Below are 23,126 nucleotides of genomic sequence, written 5' to 3'. Positions count from 1 at the left end.
GAGGGATGCCTAGTGCCCAACGCTCCGCACCTCAACAGCGTCGACCTTCAGGAGGTCCGCACCCGCAACCGCATCGCCCGAGAGACCGTCGCCGCTTTGTCCGCCAGGATGCCGCGCCTCTCGCGTCTGTGGCTCATCCTCAGCGTTGCCCTTGACGACACGTCCCGGCTCGCCATCGAGGTCAAAACCCTCGGCGCCCGACTGACCAAGGTTCGTCGCGACTGGGCCAATCTGGCGGCCGCCGCCCGAGCCACTCTCACCGCCCACATTGACGACGAGCCCGACCCCTTGTGGTACCTGCGCGACGAGCTTCGCGCGCAAGGGCACCTCCCGCCCCAGGAATGGGGGCGCTCATGACCCGAACGCGTGGCCTGCGCCGTCACGCACGCCGCATGCGGCGTGCCGGCCTTCAGCCGATGATCGTCATCAACTCCGACGACCAGCTTCCCGACGTGATCGCGGTCGTTCTCGGCCGTGCGCTGTGGCGCTATCGCTCCGAGCTCGCACCGTTCACGTTGGCGCTCATACTCCTCATCACGGCCGTGACACTGCATGTGACTCACCCGGGTTGGTGGGTGGCCATCCTGATCGGCACAGCCTTGTCCGCGTGGCTTCTGGCGCTCGCCGGTCACCGCGTCGGACTGACCCTGCGCGCTGAACGCCTGTACGCCGCAACCGTCGCTTTCGCGGCCGGCGGCTGGCTGGCTGCCGCTACTGCCCTCGGCGTGCTGTACCGGCCGCTGCCGCAACTACTCTTCTTCGCGACATTCGTTCTCGGCATCCCTTGGTGGCTGCACCGACGACGCCGCGCACGAGTCCGTGTCGAACGCCAGCTTGCCGCGTGGCCGGACATCTCCCAGGCCATCGGACTGACAGGCTCACGCGTCCAGTCCGCAATTGTCGACCTGTGGGGCTGGCGCGCCCGAGTCGCCCTCGCACGCGGCCAGACCATCCAGGACGTGACAGCCAAGATCCCCGCCCTCGAATCGGCCCTCGGAACCTACCGCGGAGCGGTCCGCGTCTATCCCACCACCGACGACCGAGCCAACCGGTGCGAACTGCGCGTGCTCGACATCGACCCGCACGCCGACGCGATCCCCTGGCCCGGACCGTCCGTCACGACGATCACCGAACCGCTCGACCTCGGCCCGTTCGAAGACGCTGCCCCCGCACACGTGCTCATCCTCCGCCGGCACCTCCTCATAGGAGGCGCCACCGGATCGGGCAAGAGCGGCGGAATCAACGTCCTCATCGGCAACCTGTCCGCGTGCCGCGATGTGGTCATCTGGGCCGTCGACCTCAAACGCGGCATGGAACTCCGGCCGTGGGCATCCTGCATCGATCGCCTCGCCACCACACCCGAGCAAGCCCGCGCTCTGCTGCGCGACGCCGTGGCCATCCTGGAAGCGCGTGCCGATCACCTCGCAGCAACCGGCCGCCGCGTGTGGGAGCCCTCGCCAAAGATGCCCGCGCTCATCATCATCATCGACGAGTACGCCGAACTCAGCGACGAAGCCCCGGAGGCCACCGGCTACACCGACTCCATCGCACGGCGCGGACGGGCCGTGGCCGTCCAGCTCATCGCAGCCACCCAACGCCCGACGCAGAAGGCCATGGGCAAGGGCGCCGTGCGGTCCCAGATGGACGTACGGATCGCCTTCCGCGTCCGGGAACGCCGGGACGTCGACCTCATCCTCGGACAGGGCATGCTCAATGCCGGATGGCAGGCGCACTCCCTCGACGCCCCTGGCAAGTTCCTCCTGAGCGCACCTGAGCACGACGTACCTCGGCGCGCCCGAGCATTCCTGCTCACCGACGACATGGTTCGCGAGACCGCCAACCGCCATGCGCTGTCACGTCCCCAACTCGACGAGATCTCCCGCCGCGCGGTTGAGGAAGCCGCAACACTCGCCGCCACCGCACACGCCACCGAGAACCCACGGGAGCCCGAGCCGGCCACCGCACAGCCCGAGCCCAAGGAGACACCGGAGGCGACCCTGTGGGCGATGCTGAAAGCGGCTCCCCCGGAGGGCATCCCCGTGCCGCACCTTATGAACGCGACCGGCAAGAGCCGCCGATGGGTCTACTACCAACTCAACGGCCACGCGACCGCCGGACGAGCCGTCCAGATCAGCCGCGGACGCTGGCGCGCCAGCGACCACACCGACCACTCTCCGTAATCGTGCACGGGTTCGTGCAATGCACGTCCCTCACGCTCGCCTGCACGTCATGGACGTGGTTGCACATTGCACGTGCACAACACCTACACGACCACCCGATACTCAGCGTGAAGACCGTTATGATCATCCTTTGCCTTGGACTTCGCTGCCCAAATTGTCGGCCCCTGTCTTGCCAGGGCAGCGGCGGGGGTAGCGGCACAATCAAGGTCCTTGACCATCCCGAAGGACGGCCACCACCCGCGTTTGGCTGAGCCAGCACGACGATAGGCACCTTGTTGCGATCCTTGGCCGTCGCGAAGGACGGCCGCCACCCCCGGAGTTGACGTCGCTGCTTGCCGACCATGAAGCCGTTGCGATCCTCGGCCGTCCCGAAGGACGGCCGCCACCGGCGAGGCCTTCTCACCGGACGGCTCAGGGATGACGTTGCGATCCTCGGCCGTCCCGAAGGACGGCCGCCACTTCCGCAACGCGTGCGGCCTGCCCGCCACCAGCGTGTTGCATCCTCGGCCGTCCCGAAGGACGGCCGCCACGTCATCCAACGGCAGCCCGTGCAGGTAGGTGACGCCGTTGCGATCCTCGGCCGTCCCGAAGGACGGCCGCCACGATACTTCTCACATCCCACCAAAGAAAGGAAGAGGAGTTGCGATCCTCGGCCGTCCCGAAGGACGGCCGCCACGCCGGCCCGCGTCACACCCCGCGCGGGCCGGTCACGGTTGCGATCCTCGGCCGTCCCGAAGGACGGCCGCCACATGGGGTCTCAGCGCCCCATCTTCCTCTCTTTTAAGTTGCGATCCTCGGCCGTCCCGAAGGACGGCCGCCACGTGGATCACGGAACAGACTGTTGCTTATCTGAGTGTTGCGATCCTCGGCCGTCCCGAAGGACGGCTGCCACTCGGACCGGTCCGGCATGCTGTCGTACAGCTCCTGGTTGCGATCCTCGGCCGTCCCGAAGGACGGCCGCCACTCGTCGAGGGCGGGTTCCCCGGGTCCGGCGGGTCCATGTTGCGATCCTCGGCCGTCCCGAAGGACGGCCGCCACGTGGCTTCGCGCCAGGCGCGCGCGAGACGGCTCACCGTGTTGCGATCCTCGGCCGTCCCGAAGGACGGCCGCCACGCGGGCCCCTGTGTGTGCGCGACTGTGCGGAGGGTGAAAGTTGCGATCCTCGGCCGTCCCGAAGGACGGCCGCCACGTGTCCAGCGCCGGACGGGGCCCGTCAAGGGTGGCGTTGCGATCCTCGGCCGTCCCGAAGGACGGCCGCCACCGCCTCTCAACGGTCAGGAGGTGCTGGCGTGAGCGAAACGTTGCGATCCTCGGCCGTCCCGAAGGACGGCCGCCACCGGCTGGCGTCGCCTTGCCGTCGACCTCGGGGACGACGTTGCGATCCTCGGCCGTCCCGAAGGACGGCCGCCACGTGCGCCGGTCTGGCCCGGGTCGGCTGACGCACACAGGGTTGCGATCCTCGGCCGTCCCGAAGGACGGCCGCCACGCCGGTTGACCAGGGTTCTTGTCGATCGCGTAGAGAGCGCGAGTCGACAAGCCCGTAGACAAACCGGATTGTTTGGACATTTTCCTTCGGCGTGACCGGTGTGTCGCGTGTGTACTTGGGGTTCCGAACCTCGCGCTGTTTGATCAGAGAACAAGGTCTTGGCGATGGGCTTGGAGTTGGGCGACGCCCATGGTGCGTACGTTCTCGAAGCCTCCGTGGGGTAGTCGGTAGATACGGATGCTGTCGCTGTCTGCGTCGATGATGTTGTCGATGTCGTCGATGAGCTGCAGCAGGTCCACCTCGTCGGCGACGATCTCGAAAACCGATTTTTGTACGCGTAGTCCGTAACCTTCACAGAGTTTGGCGACCTTGCGGAGGCGTCGGCGTCCCTCTGGGGTGGTGGTGTCGACGTCGTAGGTCAGCAGGAGGTCCATCAGGAGGCCGTCCAGGGGAGATAGCCGGGGAGGTCTCCACGCAGATGTCGGGCGAGGATGCGGCATTGGACCATGGGGAGCAGGCCGGCGGGAACCTGGCGGCCGGCGATCGGGTGGTTCCAAGCTTGAATCTTGCGTTCCTGCCAGGCTGCGATCACCAGCTTGCGGCCTTCCTCGGTGAGCTGGACGGCGCCGCCGGGGAGGTCTTCGAAGTGTTCGGGACGTAGTTGCCGTCGGTTGAGGAGGGTGACGGCGAAGCGGTCGGCAAGTACGGGGCGGAATTCCTCCATCAGGTCGAGAGCGAGAGCCGGCTTGCCCGGCCGCAGGCCGTGCAGGTAGCCGATATAGGGGTCGAGGCCGATCTGCTCGGCGGCTCCGTGAACCAGGCCTCGCAACAGACCGTAGCTGAAGGAGAGCAGGGCGTTGACCGGATCGGTTGGCGGCCTGCGTTCTCGACGGGTGAACCCAGGGATGCCGGCCGCCGGACGGAGAACATGCCGGAGTCCCGCGAAGTATATGGCTGCGGCGTTGCCTTCGATGCCCCTGACCGTGTCCAGGGACGTTGCTTCGGCGACGGCGGGCAGGGTCTCGGCCAGGTCGGTGACGGCACTTCGGATCTGCGCCTGTGGTGTGGGATCGGCGTCACGAGCTGCTCGTATCAGTACCCATCGGCTGTTGCGGATTTTGCCGGCGACGATGTTCTTGGCGATGGCCAATGCCGCTTCGGGGTCGGCATGGGCCAGGTGCTGGTTGTGCCGGAGTAGGACGTTGCCGCGGGCGGAGCCGTCCAGGCGGCCTTGGAACTGGCCGCTTCGGCTCATCCAAGTAATCGGGCGGCCGTCTTGGGCGCAGCGAGCGATCAGTTCGGTGGAGAGGTTGACGTGCCCGTATACAACGATGCCGTCCAGTCGTCGCAGCGGCAGCGTCCGCCGTCCGGGCACACCGGGGAGGTGGATACGCACCGAGTCCTCGTCCAGTCTCAAATCAGCGCCTTGTGTTTGGACGTGGAGGGTGTTGAGCAGTTCGACGCTCATCGGAAGCCTCGCGGGAGTGGGGTCACGGGTGGTCCTGGTCGTCGATGGTGTACAAGGCTTTGAGGGCGCGTCGGAAGCGTCGGGTGCCGGCGAGCACTTTCGGCATGCAGTCGGTGGCCATGGAGCAGCGTCGGCAGCGGATGTCGGCCGACGGGGGCGGCAGTCGGCTGTTGTTGAGCATGGTCCGCACAGCCCGGGTGTGTTCGACTACAAGGGCACGCAGGGCGTCATCCACGACAACCATGTGGCGCCTGCGGTCGGCCGCCGAGTACACGGCCGCCTGCGGCACGGGGCGCTTGAACATGCTCTCCAAGCACATGGCCTGGGCAGCGACTTGGATGTCGGCGGGGCCGTCGGGGTGGTAGCGGCCGGACTTGTGCTCTACAGGCAGGATGGTGCCGTCGGCGTGCAGTTCGACCGTGTCGCATCTGCCGGTCAGCCCGTGGCCGTCATGCCAGACGGGGAGAGCGTGCAGGGTCCGCACGGTGCCGCGCCCTTGATTGCCGGACGTGTCGACGCGCTGGTGCAGCAGCGTTCCGCGCAGAGTTGCGGCGTCGTCGACGAAGGCGTCCTCCAGCAGGATCAGCCCGCACTGGCGGGGACAGTAGGCGTGGTGCTCGAGTGCGGAGAGGGGGACCTGCACCAGGCCCCCCTCTGGCCGAGCGGTGGTGTTGGTGGTCATCCGATGAGTCTGGTGAGTGTGACGCCGTTAGGCAGGGCGTTGTCGTTGACCTCGATGGTGTAGTCCTCTATGGAGCGGGCGGTGGCGTCTCCCGGCCCCTTGACCTGGACCAGATCCAGCAGGGTTCGAGCGGGGGCACGGCCGTACTGGTCGTCATGGGTGAAGACGTACAGGCCGCGCAGGTTCATCTCGCCGCGGGCCGACGCCCGGTCGTGGTCGAACATCAGGGTGAAGGCGCGCCAGAACTCTTCCAGGTCGGCGCTGCTCACGCCGGTGCGGGCGGCCAGCGGGGCGCTGAAGTGCCCCTCGCCCCGGTACAGGCCGTAGGGGACGAGGTGTTTGGAGCCCATCTCGGTCGTCTTCTCCTTGAGGTCCTCCTGCTTGGTGGGGGTGACGCGGGTGATGCCGAACTCCAGCGGGGTTATGGGGTCGATGGAGCGGGAGAAGGTGAGCTGCATGGGTCCCTGGACCCGGCCGGCCTGCTTGCCCTTCTTGCCAGTGGTCATGACCGCGCCGAACATGCGAACGTCGTAGAAGGCGCGGCACATCCACTGGCGGGCGTCGGCTTCGGAGGCGTCCTCGCCGAGCTCGGCGTAGGCGCGCTCGTGCTGGGCGTTGAGGGCGACTCCGGCCTCGACGTAGATGTCGTAGCCGGGACGGCGCCGTTCTTCGTTGAACAGCGCCACCATGTTGCGGATCTTGCGCTTGATGGCCACGTCGGTGATCAGTCCCTGGCCGGAGACAGGGTCGATGCGGGGCATGCCGCCGCTGTCGGGATCCCCATTGGGGTTGGAATCACGGACTTCGATCAAGAAGACGAAATCGTGCTTGCGAGCAGGGTCGAGGTGAGGGGAGGTCATCAGATGTCTCTCCTGGCTATGAACCGGCCCTCGGCCATCGTGCGGTGGCCGAGGCGAGATCGTGATGGTCGTTCGGCGGCGCCGGGGCGTCAGTCGCCGTCGTCGTGGTCGTCCGCCCCGTCTTGCTCCTTCATGGCCTTGTACTCGGCGCGGGCGGCGTTGTCTTCAGCACGCTGACGCTCGTAGCCGAGGACGAAGTCGGCCTGCTGGCGCATCGTCAGCATCGTGGGAATCGGTCCGGCCCGGTCGATCGCCGCGAACACCTCGGTCAGTTTCCTCTCCAGCGCCACACCGGTACCGGGCCTGTCACGCCGCAGACGCTTGAGATGCGCCTTCGCACCACGGTGAAGGTTGGTGAACACCGCGGCGGGGGCGGTCATCGCGGTGCCGAAGTACTTGTCACCGATCGTGGCGTTCAGCTTCGGCAGAGCCGCACGCTGAATGTCCTCCAAGATGGCGAAGGCTCTGCCGCACAGATATGCCTGGCTGGGCTCGGCTTGGAGCGTGCCTCCGGTGTTCTCACCGTGGCTGGGCGCCTCGGAGTCGGGCATCGTGGTCGTTCTTTCTTTGCCGGGTGGGTTGACGATCAGCTGCAGCAGCGCGATCCGAGGCGCGTCCAGCCGGTGATCGGCCCGGATGCGCTGAAGCAGGTGGGGAAGGAGCTGGGCGGGCAGAGGTGTGCGGTGCATGGCCGCCCGGCGCAAGGCCGAGTCCACTCCGTGGAGCGCGGTGCGAGCCGCGTACTTCTTCGCTTTGGTGTCCCACCGTCCGGTGGAGGCGGCCAGCCGCCAGATGGGCAGATGCTGGTAGGTCCCGCTCCAACCGTCGAAGACCTGGTGGACGCGGAACCAGTGGGCGATGTTGTCCCGGAGTTTGGGCAGCGGAATGTCCAGCCAGTCGCGGACGACCACCCTGGCGTTGTTCACTCCCAGGGTCAGCGCTTAGTAGGCGTTGGTGTCCACCTCTTCGGCGGCGATGGGGTCGGGCCGATGCTGCAAGGAGTCCAGCAGCCGCCCCACCGTCTCCGGCGTCGGATCGTCGAGCGCCCCGAGCGGATCGTCCTCGACGGGCTCGCGTGTCCACCAGACGGTCACCGACTCGCTGTCTCTGCGTCGGCGGTCGGGATCGGCCAGCAGCGAGTTCAAGGCCGCCATCGCCCGTGACCCGCATCTCTCGCACACCGGGGTGTTGGCCAACTGGAGGACGCCTCCGCGTCCTTGCGCAGCAGTGTTGATACTGATGAGCTGGGCGTCCTTTCCCGGGCCGCTGGTGGGGATCGCTCCTGACTTGATGCTCTCGGGGATGGTGGCGAGCAGGTCACCCTCGTCCCCGCACACCAGACAGATCTCACGTGCGCCGCCTTTGCGGTCGCGCACGACCTCGGCCCACGCGCGCCGGGCTGATGGCAGGTCATGCAGCCACTGTCCGGCGATCATGACGGCGACGTTGTCTCCATGCGCCACCTCTTCTGGCACGGGGAGAGAGCGCAGCCCTCCGGCGTCCACGAATCGGCGCATTGCCTGAGCCAAGGGCTCTTCGGGGGCGCTGTCCGCCCAAGCGCGGACCAGGGCGACGTATTCGCCGTTGCGGCGAATCGCCTCTTCCTGGGCTTTGGTGCTTGATCGTCCGTCGGACAGGTCGGACTTGGGGCGTGCCAGAACGTACTGGGCGGTGTCCACCAGCAGGTACGGCGGTGGTGTCTTGCCGGAGCGGTAGGCGTAGGGGGCGTTCACGGTCAACGGCTGGTCCTTCGAGCCCTTCGCCGGCCGACGGTCCACGAACCGCCCGCTTTCGCCTCGCTCGTCGACGACGAGGACCCAATGAACCTGCTTGGGCCGGTAGTAGGGCGGCGGCAGGTCGCTCCCAGGGCGTTCGGCGTATTCGACCAAGCGGTGAATCAGCACCGGATCCTCACCGCTTCCGCGCGTCGGCCCGCCACGGCGCCTCGGGCATCGCGACTTCGTCGTCTCCCAAGGGGCGCAGCGGCACGGTCATCACCCCGTTCTCCAGCCGGGCGCGGAACCACCGGTACCGCTCACCGCCCCCGGCCGGGCGCTCGATCGAGTGGAGCATCACCCCGAGTTCTTCGGTGCGCGGGATCGGCTTCAGCTCCGGAGAGGGAGGACGGAAGTCGGCGCTGAACTCCCGGCAGCCCAAGAACGGCTGGGAAAAGCACGCACCGCGCTCGACTCGGCGACGCAACTGATCCCGGTACTTCTCCTCCGGCGCGTTCGCATCCGGCGCCACCACGACCTGCGCTCTGATCCGATAAGCCACGTCACGCAGCGCCGTAGTTGAGCGCTGGTCACGGTCGGCCTCTACGTCGTAGCGCCGTCGAGGGTCCTTGCGCAGGGCCGACACCTCGGCAGCGGTGATCACGGACTTGACCTCGTTGCGCCGAATCGACATCCACTGGATGTCCTTGAGGACCTCGATCGCGGTGATCACATACCGAAACTCCGGCTTCCAGAAGATCGCCTCCAACACCCCCACCGCGGCCGAGGGGGTCATCACCGGGTAGCTCACCCGTTCCACCTTCAGTTCCGGACGAGTGAAGCAGGCCCACGGGCCGGTGACCTCCACCACCAAGTCTGGAAAGGCCCAGCCGCCGTTGCCCCGTCGCTGCAACCGGCTTTCACGGACTGCCGTGCTCACCCTGCACTCCCCCAGTCACACTCGAGCAGCCGGACATGGGAGACCTCAAACAGCACCACCAAATCCCCCTATTTCGGACACACAATCCATACCAAAACCTCCTACGACGAGAGGGGCAGCATGGATCGCAAGAGCCCCAGAGCGCTTGGACAGCGTCAATCGAACACGCTAGCGACTCGCGACATGACTACGATAGCCGCAGATTACGCGGACTTATGCGACTTTCAGAAGGTCCCTCCTCGAACAGTTGTGCCCAGCATTCATGATCAACGACTTCCCTCTTCCATTCGGTTGACAGCAGACGGACGTTTCGACACAGAACCGAAAGAAGGCCCGTCATAGGTTGTACTGACCCGAATCCTCCGGTTCCATCGGGTCCAGTCCTCGACGCTCGTGGTAGGCCCCGCGCCAGAGCACGAGGTCGCCGATCACCGGGTCCGCGAGGCCATGCCGTACCGCTGCCTCTGTCTCATGGCGTGGAAGTGAGGCCGTGTGCGGTTGCAGACTCCGCAGAACCTCAGGACCACAGGGGTAGGCGGATCGCAGCCGGGAGACGGCGTCTTCTATCTCCTCCCGATCCTCTTCGCGCCGGATGACGACGACGGCACAGCTGCGCCCCTCCTCGATCATTTGGAACCGGCGGTCGACCTCGGGGAAGTCGAGCTTGCGTCGCAAATCCTCGATCTCCTCGCCCAGCCCCGAGCCCGGGACGCCTCGCTGGAAGGCGTATCGCTGGAGGTAGTACCGGTCCAATGCGTCCAGGTCGTCGGGGGCCGCTTGATCGGGCCCGAAGTACATGTCGGTGGCGTCCAGCGCGGCCCGGTAAACCATGTCTCGTGGTTGGCGGCCGTCCGTAGGCCGGAAGATCGTCACCCTGCCGGCGGGAAGCCGTCCATCACGGTTGCAACGCCCTGCCGCCTGCTGCATGGACTCGACCGGAGCCCAGGCTCGGTAGACCTCTGGGAAGTCCAGGTCCACTCCAGCTTCTACCAGCTGGGTCGACACGACCCGAACTGGTCGACCTTCTTTCAGCGTGCGCCGGATCTCGTCGATCACTTCGCGGCGATGATCGGCCGTCATCCTGGTCGACAGGTGGAGTACGTCCGCATCGTCCTCGCTGCGCTCCTCAACAAGTCGGTGAAAGGCCGCAGCGTCGGTGGTGGTGTTCATGATCGCCAGCACCTGACGGTGACTCGCCACCTCCGCGGCGACGCTCTCAAGGGTCACCTCCTCGCCGAGGAGCCACCGGTACTCCACACGCCGCAGCTCATCGAACAGCCAATGCGGGTCGGCGATCACGCTGCGGCGTTCCAGGCCTTCGAACCGTTCGAGCGACCAGAAGGACGGCTGAGTCGCCGAGACCAGGAGGACACTGGCCCCGAATTGCTCCACCAGTCCTCTCAGCCCGCTCAGGATGGGGGTCAGGAGACGGTCCGGCAGCGCCTGTACCTCGTCGAGGACGATGACCGAGCGTGCCAGCCGGTGGAGCTTGCGCATCGCCGAGGGTTTGCAGGAGAACAGCGACTCGAACAGCTGGACTGTCGTGGTGATCACGAATGGGGCGTCCCAGTTCTCCGCCGCAAGCCTGGCCATCCGCTCCCGAGCCTCGGCCTCCGCCTGCTGCTCCGGGCTCAGTGGCCGCTTGTCTTCCCTGCGGTCCACGTCGACCGAACTGTGGTGCTCCAGCACCACGGGTGCTTCGCCGGTCCCCGGCGACGGATCCAGCAGTTCCCGGTAGACGTCGGCGTTCTGCTGAGTGATCGAGATGTAGGGGACGGCCGTGATGACCCGCCCCAGACCATGCTGGGCGGCGTGCCGTAGTGCGAACCCGCCCGAGGCGATGGTCTTGGCGCCGCCGGTCGGAACATGCAGCACATACATCCCCGGCGCGCCCGCGGCGGCGGCGCAGGCCCGCTCGTAAACGTCCTGGCGGATTGCATCCACCGGCGAGGGCTCTCGCTCGGCCAACAGGCGCTCACGCCGGCGCTCGTAGCGGGCGAGCAGCGCCCCCATGTCCGCAGTCGGCCGAACCTGCGGCTTCTCGCCGTTGAAGTGCGCATTCGTATCCAGATAGTCGGCGTCCACCACACAGCTGAACACCATGCGCATCAGCAGATCCAAGCGCAGCCCGCGCTCGGGCACTGGGCACTCTTCCAGCCACGGAGGCAACGCAGGGGGCGGCGAAGGGTGGATCTCGGGAACGACTTGCTCCACCCGGCGGATCGCCTCGGCGACGGCCGACGCCTCGCGTGGATCTTTCCGCATCCGGGTCAGCTCGTCACGCAGTCGACTCATGTTCGGAAGCCCGCCGTGGTGTCCATGCACCACGGCGCCGAACCGCTGAGGGAGATACCGAGCGGCCAGCCAGGTGCCTGCATGCTTGTGCGGAACGCCGACTCGTCCCCCGCCCTGCTTGTCTACTTGCAGCAGCTTCGCCTGCCAGGCACAAGTCCCCTTTCCGACGTCATGGACCAAGGCCAAGTACTCGGCGAGTGCGCCACATCCAAAGACGTCACCGAAAGACCTCGCCAGCGCCGCCGAGCCGCGCAGGTGCTCTTCCAGCGTGTGCCAAAGCCCCGTCACGTCGCTGCGACTATGGGCGTACAGTTGGGCCGCCTCTTGACTGCTTTGCCCCCGGGCTTCAGCCCTGCCCGACGATCCACCTGACATACCGGGTGAAGCTACATCCCGCCACCGACAATCTTCACTGGCCGCCGAGTACCTGGCCCGACCGCCATATCCGCCTCACCCTCATACACTTCGCATTCCCACACACTTTCCACAGCCCCAGCCCCCCGTGGACCCGCGATCACGCAAGTCACATCCAAGAGAAGTGGCCAAAATGCCGGTTTTACCCCCACCCCTTTCCCCCCTTTGGCTAGTTGGACCCGACACCTGCGCTGGTCAACCGGCGCGGAGGTCGACGGCACCATGCACGACGCGGCCGACATGCTGCACGCCGCGTGACGGTCACCCGCTGAGGCGACCGAGGAGCGTAAGCTCGGCACGATCTTGGCGAGGGTCTTCAAGTACGCCGACGTGGTGAGCTGCCCGACCTCGACGGCCTCGACGATCTGGTAGACATTCACCCCCTGTCGAGGCGACAAGGACACGACCTGCACGCGGAGGGATTCGGCCAGATGCCTTGAAGCAGGTCTCGGCTGCGGTGGGCCGTTCGAGAAGCCCTTCCCTGGCTTCGTCGCTGATCAGCGATAGGCAATGAAATGGACAGAAGGCACCTCCGAGAGGAAACCATAAAGCGGACTTAGCAAGCGCTCAGAAACGTTGATCTCCGTGGGGCGCGGCCTAGAGGTGCGTGGCTGCACCCGGCGTCGCCGCGGGGTGGGCGGCTGGGCGGGAGGGGGTTAGCGGGGGTAGGCGCCGCCGTCTACGGCTAGGACCTGGTTGGTGATGAAGCCGTTGCGGAGGACGGCCATGGCCAGGTCGGCGACCTCGTCCGGGCGGCCGAAGCGGGCGACCGGCAGCTTGGACGGGTCGGCGGTGGACGGCAGCATGCGGGTGTCCTCGATGAAGGCGGGCGCGATGGCGTTGACGGTCACCCCGTCTGCCGCCACTCGGGATGCCAGGTGGTGCAGCAGGCCGTGCAGCCCGGCTTTGGCGGCCGCGTAGTGCGGGCCGATGACGCCGCCGGTGAACGCCGCCACCGACGACACGAACAGCACTCGCCCGAAGCCGCGTTCGACCATGCCGGGCAGGACGCGCTGGGCGAGCAGGAACGGCGCGCGGAGGTTGATGGCGATGCTGCGGTCCCAGGTGTCCAGGTCGACCTCGGTGTAGTGCCGTGGCGGCGCGTACCCGGCGTTGGGGATCAGGACGTCGACCGGTCCGAGCGCTTCGGTGGTCCGTTCGACCAGGGAGCGGGGGACGGTCGGGTCGGCCATGTCGCCGGGCAGGGCGACGGCTTCCACTCCGGCCTTGGCGGCCTCGGCGACGAGGCGTTCGGCGTGCTCGGCGTGCGTGCCGTAGGCGAACGCGGTGCGGACCCCGGCGGCGATCAGGCGGCGGCCCAGCGCCGTGCCGATGCCGCCCGAGGCCCCTGTCAGCAGCCCGACGCTGCCGGCCAGCTCGGTTTCGGCCATGCGGACGCCCCTTCTTGCTCCGGCCCGGAACCCGCCCGGCGGTCCCGGGAGTCGTACCCAGGCCGAACCTATATATCCGGACAGGGAGAGAACATGACCGAGCCCGACGTGCTGGGCCGGGCGCTGCTGAAGGCGTTCGCCGACCGCGGCTATGAGGCGGCCTTGCCGGACGCCGGCACCGCTGTTGTCACCGCGCCGGACGGCAAACAAGTCAAGGTCGACGTGCGGGAGTGGCGTCGGCACGCCGGGCGCAACTCGATGGCGGCGCTGCCGGGGATCGCCGCCGAGTTCGTCGAGCGGTTCGAGACCGATGTGCGGCGTGCGGGTGCGTCGCTTGAGGACGGCGGCTCAAATAGCGGCGGTCTGCGTGTGCGGATCTACCCCGAGGACGCCTTCCCCGAGGAGGTTCGGGACGCGTTGGTGGTGCGGCCGCTGGCTTCCGGCCTATTGGAGACGGTGGTCGTCGACTATCCCGACTCGATCGTGCCGCTGCAGAAGTCGGCGTTGGACGGCAGGAGCGTCGACGAGGCTTTCGCCGAGGCGCTGGCGCGGTCGGTGGACGGCGAACCGCACCACATCATGACGCGCGAGCTGTACGGGGTGCCGCTGACGCACATCGGCGGCGAGCACCGTTACGTCGGTGCGCACGTGCACGTGCTCAAGCGCTATGTGCATCCCGACAAGGCGCCGCACGGGGCGCTTGTGGCGTTCCCGATCCCTGAGCTGCTGCTCGTCCACCCGCTCGGCAAGGCGCCCGTCTTCGCCGCGATGGAGGCCGCGCAGGCGCTCGCCGCCCGGCACGTCGAGGTCGGAGAGAAGGCGATCAGCCCCCAGCTCTACTGGTGGCGTCCGGGCGCCTACGAGGAGCTGGACGAGCGGGCCGCGCTGGCGAGCGGCGGCGTGCCGGACCTGCGGCCGGTGCGGGCCGAGGTCGACGAGGAGAACGCGAAGGCCCGGCTGCTGAGCGACGAGCAGTTCGCCGAGGTGGTCCGGCGGCTCCTCGAGGAGTAGGGGGTGTCAGGCGTGCCCGGCGGTCTTCTCCTCATGGAGCAGCAGCAGCGTGTAGGCGGCGACGGTGGCGTCGTCGGTGATCTCCCCCGAGAGGATGAGCTGTTTGAACTCGTCTCGGGTGACGAAGCGTTGCCGCATGTCCTGCTCCTCCGGTTCCCGCGCGTGCTCGCCGGGGGTGAGGTCGGTGGCCAGGAAGACGTGGAAGCCCTGGTTGCTGGTGCCGTGGGAGCTGTGCAGGCGCCCCAGCAGGGTCATGGTGCCGGCGCGCAGGCCGGTCTCTTCGGCCAGCTCCCGGCGGGCCAGCGCCTCGGGGTCGCCGCCGTCGGGGTGGGAGCCCTGCGGGAAGTTCCACGTCCGCCGGCCGATCGGGTAGCGGTACTCCTCGACCAGGTGGAACCCGTCCCGCTCCGCCGGGACGACGAGGGCGTAGTCGTCCTTCTCGACGACCCCGTAGATGCCGCGCGAGCCGTCGAGGCGTTGGACGAGGTCTTCGCGCACCGTCATCCACCGGTTCTCGTAGACCACGCGGGAGGACACCCGGCGCACCGCGGGTTCAGGGGTCATGGCAGTCTCGCTCCTGTCGTCGCCGTACCCTCCCATCATGGACCGGGAACTGAGAGCCGAACGCGCCCTGACCCCTGGGCCACCGGCCCTCGACCACCGGAAATCGATGCGGAAGTGGGCGGACACGTCGGCGGGACAGGTGATTGAATCCACGGATATGTGGCAGTCGTCACACCGATCACGGCCGTGGCTGCGGTGGTATCAGCCCGGGGTGCCCGCCGAGTTCCCGATCCCCGAGATCCCCGTGCCCCGTCTGCTCGACGACGCCGCCGCACGGCATCCCCGGCAGACCGCACTGGTCTTCTTCGGGCGCCGGATCTGCTACCGGGACCTGCGGGAGGCCGTCGACCGGTTCGCCGCGGGACTGCACCGGCTCGGCGTGCAACCGGGCGACCGGGTGGCGCTGGTGCTGCCCAACAGCCCGCAGCTGGTCATCGCGTTCTTCGGGGTGCTGCGGCGCGGCGCGATCGTGGTGCCGCACAACCCGCTGTACACCGACGCCGAGCTGCGCCACCAGCTGGCCGACTGCGCGCCGCGCGCCGCGGTCGTGCTGGATCGCTCCTTCCACGCGGTCGAGGCCGCGCGGGACGTCGCCCCGTTGGAGCACATCATCGTCACCTCCGTGGAGGACGCGCTGCCGGTGTCGGCGCGGGCGGCGCTGCGGCTGCCGCTGCCGGAGGCCCGGCGGCGCCGCGCGGAGCTGACCGCCGAGGTCCCTCCGGCCCCGGGCGTGGTGCCGTTCGCCGAGCTGCAGCGGCCCGCGGACCGGCGCGTCCGGCAGTTCCGGCTCGACCCCGCCCGGCACTTGGCCGTCATCGCCTACACCGGCGGCACGGAGGGCCGTCCCAAGGGCGTGATGCTCACCCACCGCAACCTCGTCGTCAACGCGTGCCAGCAGCACGCGTGGGACCTCGAGGGGGTCGACGGGGGCGAGGTCACGCTGGCCGTGCTGCCGCTGTTCCACAGCTTCGGCATGATCAGCTGTCTGGTCGCGCCGGTGATGAAGGCGGGCACGATCGTGCTGCTGCCCCGTTTCGACCAGCGCCAGGTGGTGCGGGCGCTGCGCCGCTACCGGCCCACCATCTTCCCCGGCGTGCCGACGCTCTACGACCAGGTGCTGGCCAGCCCCAAGTTCCGCCCGTCCGACCTGAACTCGGTGCGGATCATGCTGTCGGGCGGCAGCCCGCTGACCGCCGCGACGCTGGAGCGGCTGGACGAGCTGGGCGGCCACGCGCACCGGGTCATCCAGGCGTACGGGCAGACGGAGGCGTCGCCGGCGCTGACCTGCAACCCGCTCGGCGGCGGCGCCCGCAACGACACCGTGGGGCTGCCGCTGCCGATGACCGACGCGGTGATCGTCGACCACGAGGAGCCGACCCGGGTGCTGCCGTACGGGGAGCCGGGCGAGCTGGTGGTGCGCGGGCCTCAGGTGTTCGCCGGCTACTGGAACCAGCCGCTGGCCACCGCGCGCGTGCTGTCCAAGGGCTGGCTGCGCACCGGCGACATCGCGGTGATGAACCGGGACGGCTGGATCACCCTGCTGGAGCGCCGCCAGGACATGATCAAGGTGAGCGGGTTCAGCGTCTTCCCCACCGAGGTGGAGCAGGTGCTGCGTCGCCACCCCGCGGTGTTCGACTGCGCGGTCGTCGGCGTCCCCGACGAGCGGCGCGGCGAACGCGTCGTGGCGTACGTCGTCGAGCACCCGGCCTACCCGTTCTCGGCGGACGAGCTGCACCGCCACTGCGAGAAGTACCTGTCGCACTACAAGATCCCGACGGAGTTCCGGCCCCGGCAGGACCTGCCCCGCAACATGCTGGGCAAGGTCATGCGCCGTCGGCTGCGCGACGCCGCCGCCGGGTGACCCGTACGGTCGGCGTCCGCGGACGGCGGAGCGGCATCTTCCGCGCGGGAGATGGAGATCGTCGACCGGTGGGTGGTTGACTGGGCGCGTGCATCCCCCCGTCACGGATTCGACCGCGCGTCCCCCGACGCTTGCCGACCGGCTCGCCGAGATCGGCCGGGCCCGGGCCGGAGGGTGCGGCGAGGCGGTGACGCTGTACGACCGGCGCGGGGTGCTGGTGGTGCGGGTCGGCGACGTGGTCGTCAAGGCGCACCGCGCCGACCGCGACGACGGGCCCCTGCTGGAGCGGAGGATGCGCGTCGCGGCGGCGCTGCCGGACCTGCTGCTGCCGCCGCTGGACGGGCCGCTGCGGGTGGACGGCCGGGTGGTCACCGTGTGGCCGTACGGGGAGCCGGTCGGCCTGGACGCTCCCCCTTGGGAGGAGGCGGGGCGGCTGCTGGCCGACCTGCACACGCGTCCGCTTCCGGACGACGCGCCGGTGTGGGGCCGTCCGGTCCGGGCGGGACGGCTGGTGCGGCGGCTGCCGGACGGTCCGGAGGCCGCCATGGTGCGGCGGGCGTTCGCCACCCTGCCGGCGTGGATCCGCGACGGCGCGGCGGACGGCGGTCCCGACGACGGGCGGCCGCGCCGTCTGGTGCACGGGGACTGGCATCTCGGCCAGATGGTCCGCGCGCCGGGCGGCGGCTGGCGGTTCATCGACGTGGAGGACCTGGGCCGCGGCGACCCGGCCTGGGACCTGGCGCGGCCGGCGGCGCTGTACTCGGCAGGGGTGCTGCCGCCGGACGACTGGGCCCGTTTCCTGGACGCCTACCGCGCGGCCGGCGGCCCGGCGGTGCCGGCGACGGGCGACCCGTGGCGGGCCCTGGAGCTGCCCGCGCGGACTCTGGCGATCCAGATCGCCGCCACGTGCGTCATATCGGCGCGGGCGGACGGCCGCCCGCTCGACGGGCACGAACAGGCGCTCGTCGACACCTGCGGGCGCATCAGCGAGGCGGGACCTGGAATGACGTAGCGTTTGACCTGCCCTACATTTGGCCCCGCGGACTTTCTAGGGAAGGACGATCAGGCGATGCAGTGCCCCAAGTGTCACGGTCTCATGCGGACCTACAACCGGAGCGGCGTCCAGATCGAGCAATGCGACAACTGCCGTGGGATCTTCCTTGACTACGGGGAGCTGGAGGCGCTGACCCGTCTGGAGGGTCAGCAGGCTCCGCCGCCGCCCGCCGCGGCCCCCGGTTGGGGCGCGCCCGCCCAGGTCCACCACCATCACCACGGGCCCGCGCACTACCGCCCGCACCACGGCGGCCTGTTCCACATGCTGTTCTCGACCTGACCGCGCCGCTCACGTCCTGAGTCACGCCCGTCCCGGCGGCGTGCCGCCCGAACGAAGGTCGCGGTGCGCCGCCGGGCGGATTTTGCGGCCCGCGAGGCGGAACGCCCCCCGGTCGCGCCCGCGGATTCGCCCGTCAGGGCACCGCGGGGCCGGTGATGAAACGGCCTTTGCGGTCGTAGGGCCAGGGGTTGGGGACGCAGCCTTTCAGGCCGAAGATCTGCTGCTGCATGACCGGCGCGGGACGGCCCTTGCCCGGGCAGGTCGCGTGGCCGTACCCGAGGCGGTGGCCGACCTCGTGGTTGATGACCAGCGCGCGGTACTCGTCGGGCCTGCCCTGGTAGTAGGGGTTGAGCAGCAGCCAGCGCCGCAGGTTCACCACGACTTCCTTGCCGCCGGCGCAGTTGACCTCGCCTTCGGTGTCCAGGCCGTAGGCGGCGCACAGCTTGTCGACGGTGCCGGGCGAGGCCAGGCGCACCACGAAGTCGTACGGGCCGCGGTCCACGCGCCGGAAGGCCACCTTTCCTCTGGCTGTCCAGCCGCGCGGGTGCGCCAGGATGCGGTCGACGGTGCGGGCGAATTCGGCCGGGTCCTGCCCCAGGCCGCCCTCCACCTCGACCATGTAGCGCATGAGCCTTCCGCTGCCGACCGTCTTCTTCGCGCCTTTGGGACGGGTGAACTCGCCCGTGCCGCGACGCGGAATGTAGGGGCCGCGTTCCGTTCGGCGGCTGGGCGTTGCCGACGGCTCGGTCTTCCCGCGGGGCCGCGACGCGCCGTCGGCGCCGCCGTCGTCCGGCACCGCGGTCGTCGGCCCCGCGTGGGCGGACGGGACGCCGCCGAGCAGCTCGCTGTGGAGCACGACCGCGCCGATGCCGGCGAAGGCCGCCGCGGCCAGCAAGAAGACCACGGCGGTCAGGGCGATCGCGCCGACGCGTCGCCGCCGTCCGCGCCCCAGCGACCGTTCGAGTTCTTCGTCGAAGGCCGGGATGACGCCGCGGGCCGACGGGGCGCTCCCGTCCTCCCTGGCGTCCGGCCGGTCGGGCACGGGGCGCGATGTTCGGGGCTCCATGGACCGCCCAGGATGCCAGACGGCGGCGCGGCTGTACGAAGATCGCGCGTTTTCGCTGATCATCGAGGGGGGGCGGAAAACCGCTTGTCGGCGACCAGACCGGACCGCCACACTCCTGCCGACATGAGCAGACATCCCCGGCGGCAGACCGCCCGGCAGACGGTGGCCATCATCGAGCGCGGCGAGTACACCGCGCCGTCGGGCCGGACCGTGACCGTCGCGGACCGGATCGCGGCGGCGGTGCGCGGCACCGTGCTGCACCGTCCCGCCGAACTCGACGAGCTGCTGGCCGGGCTGCCGCCCGCGCCCGGCGCCGCCACGCGCATCGAGGTGACGGGCGAGACGACCCTTGCGGCGGCCCGGCGCCTGTGCGCGCCCGGTCGCACGCCGCTGGCGCTCAACTTCGCGTCCGCCAAGAACCCCGGCGGCGGGTTCCTCAACGGCGCGCACGCCCAGGAGGAGGGGCTGGCCCGTTCTTCGGCGCTGTACGCGTCGCTGCGGGCGGCCCCCGAGTACTACGAGTTCCACCGCGCCCGGCGCGACCTGCTCTACAGCGACCACATGATCTACTCTCCGGGCGTCCCGGTGTTCCGCGACGACTCCGGGCGGCTGCTGGAGGAGCCGTACGAGGTGGCGTTCCTCACCTCCCCCGCGCCCAACCGCGGCGCGATCCGCGACGAGCGCACGGCCGCGCGGATCCCGGAGGTGCTGCGCCTGCGCGCCCGCAAGATCCTCGCGGCGGCGGCGCACCACGGCCATCGGCGGCTGGTGTTGGGCGCGTGGGGCTGCGGGGTGTTCCGCAACGACCCGGAGGAGGTCGCGCGGGCGTTCGCCGACCCGCTGGCGCCGGGCGGCGAGTTCGCCGGGCGCTTCGACCACGTGGTGTTCGCCGTGTGGGACACCGCCAAGGGCGCGCCCCGCCTGGCCGCCTTCGAACGCGTCCTCGCCCCGCTGACCGCCTGACGCCCGGTCCGTTCGCATTTGGGATACCGGGCAAGCGTTAATTGGGACCAAGTAATAAACATGTAGACTGAATGCATGGCACAACGGGACGACGTTCCTCCGCCCACCGGCTACCTGCTCTGGCACGTGTCGCTGCGCTGGCGCGTCGCCATGGACCGCCTGCTCGCGCCGCTGGGGCTGACGCACGCGCAGTACGCCGTGGTGGCCTCGCTGCACGCCATGACCGTGGGCGGCGCCCGCCCCAGCCAACGGCAGCTGGCCCGCTACAGCGGGCTGGAGCCCATGTACATCTCCCGGCTGGTCCGCACGCTGGAGCAGGCCGGACTGGTCGAGCGCACCGACAACCCCGACGACCCGCGGGCCGTGCAGCTCGCGCTGACCCCGCGCGGCATGGAGGTCGTGACCGCCGCCGTCCCGAAGGTGCGCGAGTTGGAGGAGCGCTACCTGGAGCCGCTGGGCGGCCGCAACGCCCCGCGCACCATCGAGCTGAGGCGCGCCCTGCAGACGCTGCTGGCGCACGCCGACGCGCTGGGCGGCACCCCCGCACCGGCGGCGTTCGACGCCACCGTCTGACCGTGCCGCGGAGCGCGGACGCGACACCGCTCCGGCACGCGCGTCACCGGTCGAAGCCGTCGAGCTGGGCCCACAGGCGGGCCTCCTCTTCGCTGAGGGGGACGTCCGGCACCAGGCGCTCGGGATGGGCCGGCGGCGGCACGGACGGTGTGGGCGGCGTCCGCGCCGCATGCCACTGATGCCCGCCGAGAACCGCCCCCGCCATGCCGTACCCGACGTAGGCCAGGCCGCTCCAGACGTACCGCAGCAGTCGGCGAGGCAGGCCCCGTCCCATCGTGCCCTCCCCTCCTGAGCGCTCGGTCCGCCGTGAGCGCGGCTCACGGACGGGGAGTGTCACGGGGACCGCTCAAGGGGCGGTGGAAGATCGGTGGGCCGTGCCCGCGCCGCGCCGGCCGCGCGTCCGCCGGCCCCGCCACGTCCAGCCGTCTTCCAGTGGCCATTGAGTCGCCCGGGCGACTCTGCCCAGGTGAAGGCGCAGACGATGACCACAGACGCGGCGCAGTGGTACGGCTGTCCCGTGTGCCGTGAGCTGACGTACGGCAAGCGGTTCGAACGCCTGCTGCGCGTCTGCCCCGGCTGCGGGACGCACACCCGGCTCACCGCGCGCCAGCGCATCGCCCAGCTCTTGGACGAAGGGTCGGCGGCCTTTCTCGAGGACGTCGCCGTGACCGAGGACCCCCTCGGCTTCGTCGACTCGCGTCCCTACCCCGAACGGGTGGCGGACGCCCGTCGGATCACGGGCGAACGCGAGGCCGTCACCTGCGTCACCGGGACGGTGCACGGGCATCCGGTGGTGGCGGCCGTCATGGACTTCCGGTTCATGGGAGGCAGCCTGGGCGTCGGCGTCGGCGAGCGGCTGGCCCGGGCGGCGCGGGTCTCCCTGCGGACCCGCGCGCCGTTCCTGCTGGTGACCGCCTCGGGCGGGGCGCGGATGCAGGAGGGCGCCTTCTCGCTGATGCAGATGGTCAAGACCAGTCAGGCGCTGGCCGAGCTGGACGAGGCGGGGGTGCTGACCGTCTCCGTCATCACCGACCCGACCTACGGCGGGGTGGCGGCGTCCTTCGCCACGCTGCCGGACGTGATCCTCGCCGAGCCCGGCGCCCGCATCGGGTTCGCCGGTCCGCGGGTGATCCGGCAGACCATCCGCCAGGAGCTCCCCGACGGCTTCCAGACCGCCGAGTTCATGCTGGAGCGCGGGTTCGTGGACGCCGTCGTGCCGCGCGCGGCGCTGCGTCCGACGCTGGCGTGCCTGCTCAACACCCGGCTGGGGGCGCGTCCCGCCGCGTCGCCGCCGGCGCGGCGGAACGCGCCACGCCTGGTCCGCGACCCCGCCGAGCTGCCGGTGCGGGACCCGTGGGAGGTCGTCGAGCTGGCGCGGCACCAACGGCGTCCGACGACCCTCGACTACATCCGCCACTTCGTCGACGACTTCCAGGAGCTGCGCGGCGACCGGGTGTCGGGCGACTGCCGGGCCATCGTGGGCGGCGTCGGCCGGCTGGACGGCCGCCCCGTGATGATCGTCGGCCACCAGAAGGGCCGCGACACCGCCGAGCGCATCGCGCACGACTTCGGCATGGGCTCGCCCGCGGGGTACCGCAAGGCGGGGCGGCTGATGCGGCTGGCGGCCAAGCTCGGCCTGCCGATCGTCACGCTCGTGGACACCCCCGGCGCCCATCCGGGCATCGAGGCCGAGGAACGCGGCCAGGCGTGGGCGATCGCCGAGAACATCAGGCTGATGAGCGGGCTGCCGGTGCCGATCGTCTCGGTGATCCTCGGCGAGGGCGGCAGCGGCGGCGCGCTGGCGCTGGCCGTGGCCGACCGGGTGCTGGCGTTCGCCGGCGCCGTCTACTCGGTGATCAGCCCCGAGGGGTGCGCCGCCATCTTGTGGAACGACCGCGAGCAGGCCCCGCGGGCGGCCGCGGCGCTGCGCATGGACGCCCGCGATCTGCTGCGCCAGGGAATCGTGGACGCGATCGTGCCCGAGCCGGACGGCGGGGCGCACGAGGACCCCGTGACCGCCGGCGAGCTGCTGCGCGACGCGCTCGCCGCAACGTTGACCGAGCTGGTCGGCACCGCCCCGGAGGACCTGGTGAGGCGCCGCCGGGCGCGGTTCGCCGCCTACGGCGTGGAGGAGCGAGGTGCAGATGAGTGAGGACCGTACCGGCGACGCCGCGAGCACGCTGGAGGACCTGTGCCGGCGGACGGCCGAGCTGATCGGCGCCAGCGGCGGACCGCTCAAGAGCGTGCGCGTCCGCGCGGGCGACATGAGCGTGGAGGTGGAGTGGCCGGACATCGCCGCCGCGCCCGCCGCGCCGGTCGCCGCC

The 23,126-nt window shown here is 69.8% G+C and carries 19 protein-coding genes, 2 pseudogenes and 1 CRISPR repeat array; of the genes and pseudogenes, 10 read left to right on the top strand and 11 right to left on the bottom strand.

Annotation, left to right across the window (positions count from 1 at the left end; translation table 11 throughout):
* The first annotated feature begins 12 nt into the window (after positions 1-12).
* Positions 13-357, top strand: coding sequence for a hypothetical protein (locus AR3_RS20815; protein ID WP_067915983.1), 345 nt, complete (start codon positions 13-15; stop codon positions 355-357).
* Positions 354-2,180, top strand: coding sequence for an FtsK/SpoIIIE domain-containing protein (locus AR3_RS20810; RefSeq protein ID WP_067916015.1), 1,827 nt, complete (start codon positions 354-356; stop codon positions 2,178-2,180). The genes AR3_RS20815 and AR3_RS20810 overlap by 4 nt, the downstream gene beginning before the upstream one ends.
* 274 nt (positions 2,181-2,454) lie before the next feature.
* Positions 2,455-3,666: direct repeats of the CRISPR family, unit length 37 nt; unit sequence GTTGCGATCCTCGGCCGTCCCGAAGGACGGCCGCCAC.
* A 143-nt stretch (positions 3,667-3,809) separates the two neighbouring features.
* Here AR3_RS20810 and cas2 read toward each other — a convergent pair.
* From cas2 to AR3_RS20760, 8 genes and pseudogenes are all read right to left on the bottom strand, one after another.
* On the bottom strand, positions 3,810-4,100 hold the full coding sequence (cas2, locus tag AR3_RS20805; RefSeq protein WP_067915981.1) for a CRISPR-associated endonuclease Cas2: 291 nt from the start codon (positions 4,098-4,100) through the stop codon (positions 3,810-3,812).
* Positions 4,100-5,134, bottom strand: a complete 1,035-nt coding sequence (cas1c, locus tag AR3_RS29875) for a type I-C CRISPR-associated endonuclease Cas1c (RefSeq protein WP_083951729.1) — start codon at positions 5,132-5,134, stop codon at positions 4,100-4,102. Before cas1c ends, cas2 begins: the two co-directional genes overlap by 1 nt.
* Before the next feature lie 22 nt (positions 5,135-5,156).
* Positions 5,157-5,816 carry a CRISPR-associated protein Cas4 gene (gene cas4 / locus AR3_RS20790; RefSeq protein ID WP_067915974.1) on the bottom strand — a complete coding sequence of 220 codons (660 nt, stop codon included), beginning with the start codon at positions 5,814-5,816 and terminating at the stop codon, positions 5,157-5,159.
* Positions 5,813-6,676, bottom strand: coding sequence for a type I-C CRISPR-associated protein Cas7/Csd2 (gene cas7c / locus AR3_RS20785; protein ID WP_174545467.1), 864 nt, complete (start codon positions 6,674-6,676; stop codon positions 5,813-5,815). The genes cas4 and cas7c overlap by 4 nt, the downstream gene beginning before the upstream one ends.
* Positions 6,677-6,765: 89 nt before the next feature.
* A pseudogene (gene cas8c, locus AR3_RS32325) lies at positions 6,766-8,580 on the bottom strand (type I-C CRISPR-associated protein Cas8c/Csd1).
* Between the two features lie 7 nt (positions 8,581-8,587).
* On the bottom strand, positions 8,588-9,331 hold the full coding sequence (gene cas5c, locus AR3_RS20770) for a type I-C CRISPR-associated protein Cas5c (protein WP_227023056.1): 744 nt from the start codon (positions 9,329-9,331) through the stop codon (positions 8,588-8,590).
* 336 nt (positions 9,332-9,667) lie between these two features.
* Entirely contained in the window at positions 9,668-12,001 is a 2,334-nt protein-coding gene (locus AR3_RS20765) for a CRISPR-associated helicase/endonuclease Cas3 (RefSeq protein ID WP_083951727.1), read from the bottom strand.
* Positions 12,002-12,696: 695 nt separating this feature from the next.
* Entirely contained in the window at positions 12,697-13,431 is a 735-nt protein-coding gene (locus tag AR3_RS20760) for an SDR family NAD(P)-dependent oxidoreductase (protein WP_067915968.1), read from the bottom strand.
* A gap of 93 nt (positions 13,432-13,524) precedes the next feature.
* On the opposite strand from AR3_RS20760, the gene AR3_RS20755 reads away from it, so the two are divergent.
* Complete coding sequence (locus AR3_RS20755; protein WP_067915966.1) at positions 13,525-14,442, top strand: hypothetical protein; 918 nt, start codon at positions 13,525-13,527, stop codon at positions 14,440-14,442.
* Positions 14,443-14,448: 6 nt separating this feature from the next.
* Here the strand turns inward: AR3_RS20755 and AR3_RS20750 are convergent, their stop codons facing one another.
* Entirely contained in the window at positions 14,449-15,006 is a 558-nt protein-coding gene (locus AR3_RS20750) for an NUDIX domain-containing protein (protein WP_067915964.1), read from the bottom strand.
* A gap of 211 nt (positions 15,007-15,217) precedes the next feature.
* Between AR3_RS20750 and AR3_RS20745 the strand changes: the two genes are divergently transcribed.
* The 3 genes from AR3_RS20745 (at position 15,218) to AR3_RS20735 (ending at position 18,200) form a co-directional block, all read left to right on the top strand.
* Entirely contained in the window at positions 15,218-16,867 is a 1,650-nt protein-coding gene (locus tag AR3_RS20745) for an AMP-binding protein (protein ID WP_227023057.1), read from the top strand.
* Between the two features lie 88 nt (positions 16,868-16,955).
* On the top strand, positions 16,956-17,879 hold the full coding sequence (locus tag AR3_RS20740; RefSeq protein WP_067915960.1) for a phosphotransferase family protein: 924 nt from the start codon (positions 16,956-16,958) through the stop codon (positions 17,877-17,879).
* Between the two features lie 57 nt (positions 17,880-17,936).
* Positions 17,937-18,200, top strand: coding sequence for a TFIIB-type zinc ribbon-containing protein (locus AR3_RS20735; RefSeq protein WP_067915958.1), 264 nt, complete (start codon positions 17,937-17,939; stop codon positions 18,198-18,200).
* Positions 18,201-18,333: 133 nt separating this feature from the next.
* Here the strand turns inward: AR3_RS20735 and AR3_RS20730 are convergent, their stop codons facing one another.
* Entirely contained in the window at positions 18,334-19,242 is a 909-nt protein-coding gene (locus tag AR3_RS20730) for a DUF3152 domain-containing protein (protein ID WP_227023058.1), read from the bottom strand.
* Between the two features lie 147 nt (positions 19,243-19,389).
* Between AR3_RS20730 and AR3_RS20725 the strand changes: the two genes are divergently transcribed.
* A complete protein-coding gene (locus tag AR3_RS20725) occupies positions 19,390-20,229 on the top strand; it encodes a TIGR02452 family protein (RefSeq protein WP_067915956.1) in 840 nt (279 codons plus the stop codon).
* Between the two features lie 75 nt (positions 20,230-20,304).
* Complete coding sequence (locus AR3_RS20720; RefSeq protein ID WP_067915954.1) at positions 20,305-20,802, top strand: MarR family winged helix-turn-helix transcriptional regulator; 498 nt, start codon at positions 20,305-20,307, stop codon at positions 20,800-20,802.
* Between the two features lie 43 nt (positions 20,803-20,845).
* Here AR3_RS20720 and AR3_RS20715 read toward each other — a convergent pair whose 3' ends face one another.
* Positions 20,846-21,076, bottom strand: a complete 231-nt coding sequence (locus tag AR3_RS20715; protein WP_067915952.1) for a DUF6059 family protein — start codon at positions 21,074-21,076, stop codon at positions 20,846-20,848.
* 207 nt (positions 21,077-21,283) lie between these two features.
* Here AR3_RS20715 and AR3_RS20710 point away from each other — a divergent pair, with 207 nt between their 5' ends.
* Together AR3_RS20710 and AR3_RS20705 are read left to right on the top strand one after the other, a co-directional pair.
* A complete protein-coding gene (locus tag AR3_RS20710) occupies positions 21,284-22,954 on the top strand; it encodes an acetyl-CoA carboxylase carboxyltransferase subunit alpha (protein WP_067915950.1) in 1,671 nt (556 codons plus the stop codon).
* Positions 22,947-23,126 (top strand): annotated as a pseudogene (locus tag AR3_RS20705) (hypothetical protein); the annotation flags it as partial. The gene AR3_RS20710 and the pseudogene AR3_RS20705, both read left to right, overlap by 8 nt.

This window comes from Actinomadura rubrobrunea NBRC 15275 (assembly GCF_001552235.1).
Lineage (GTDB): Bacteria > Actinomycetota > Actinomycetes > Streptosporangiales > Streptosporangiaceae > Spirillospora > Spirillospora viridilutea.
Note: the sequence above shows the minus strand (reverse complement) of the source record. Positions and strands in the feature narration are given on the sequence as shown.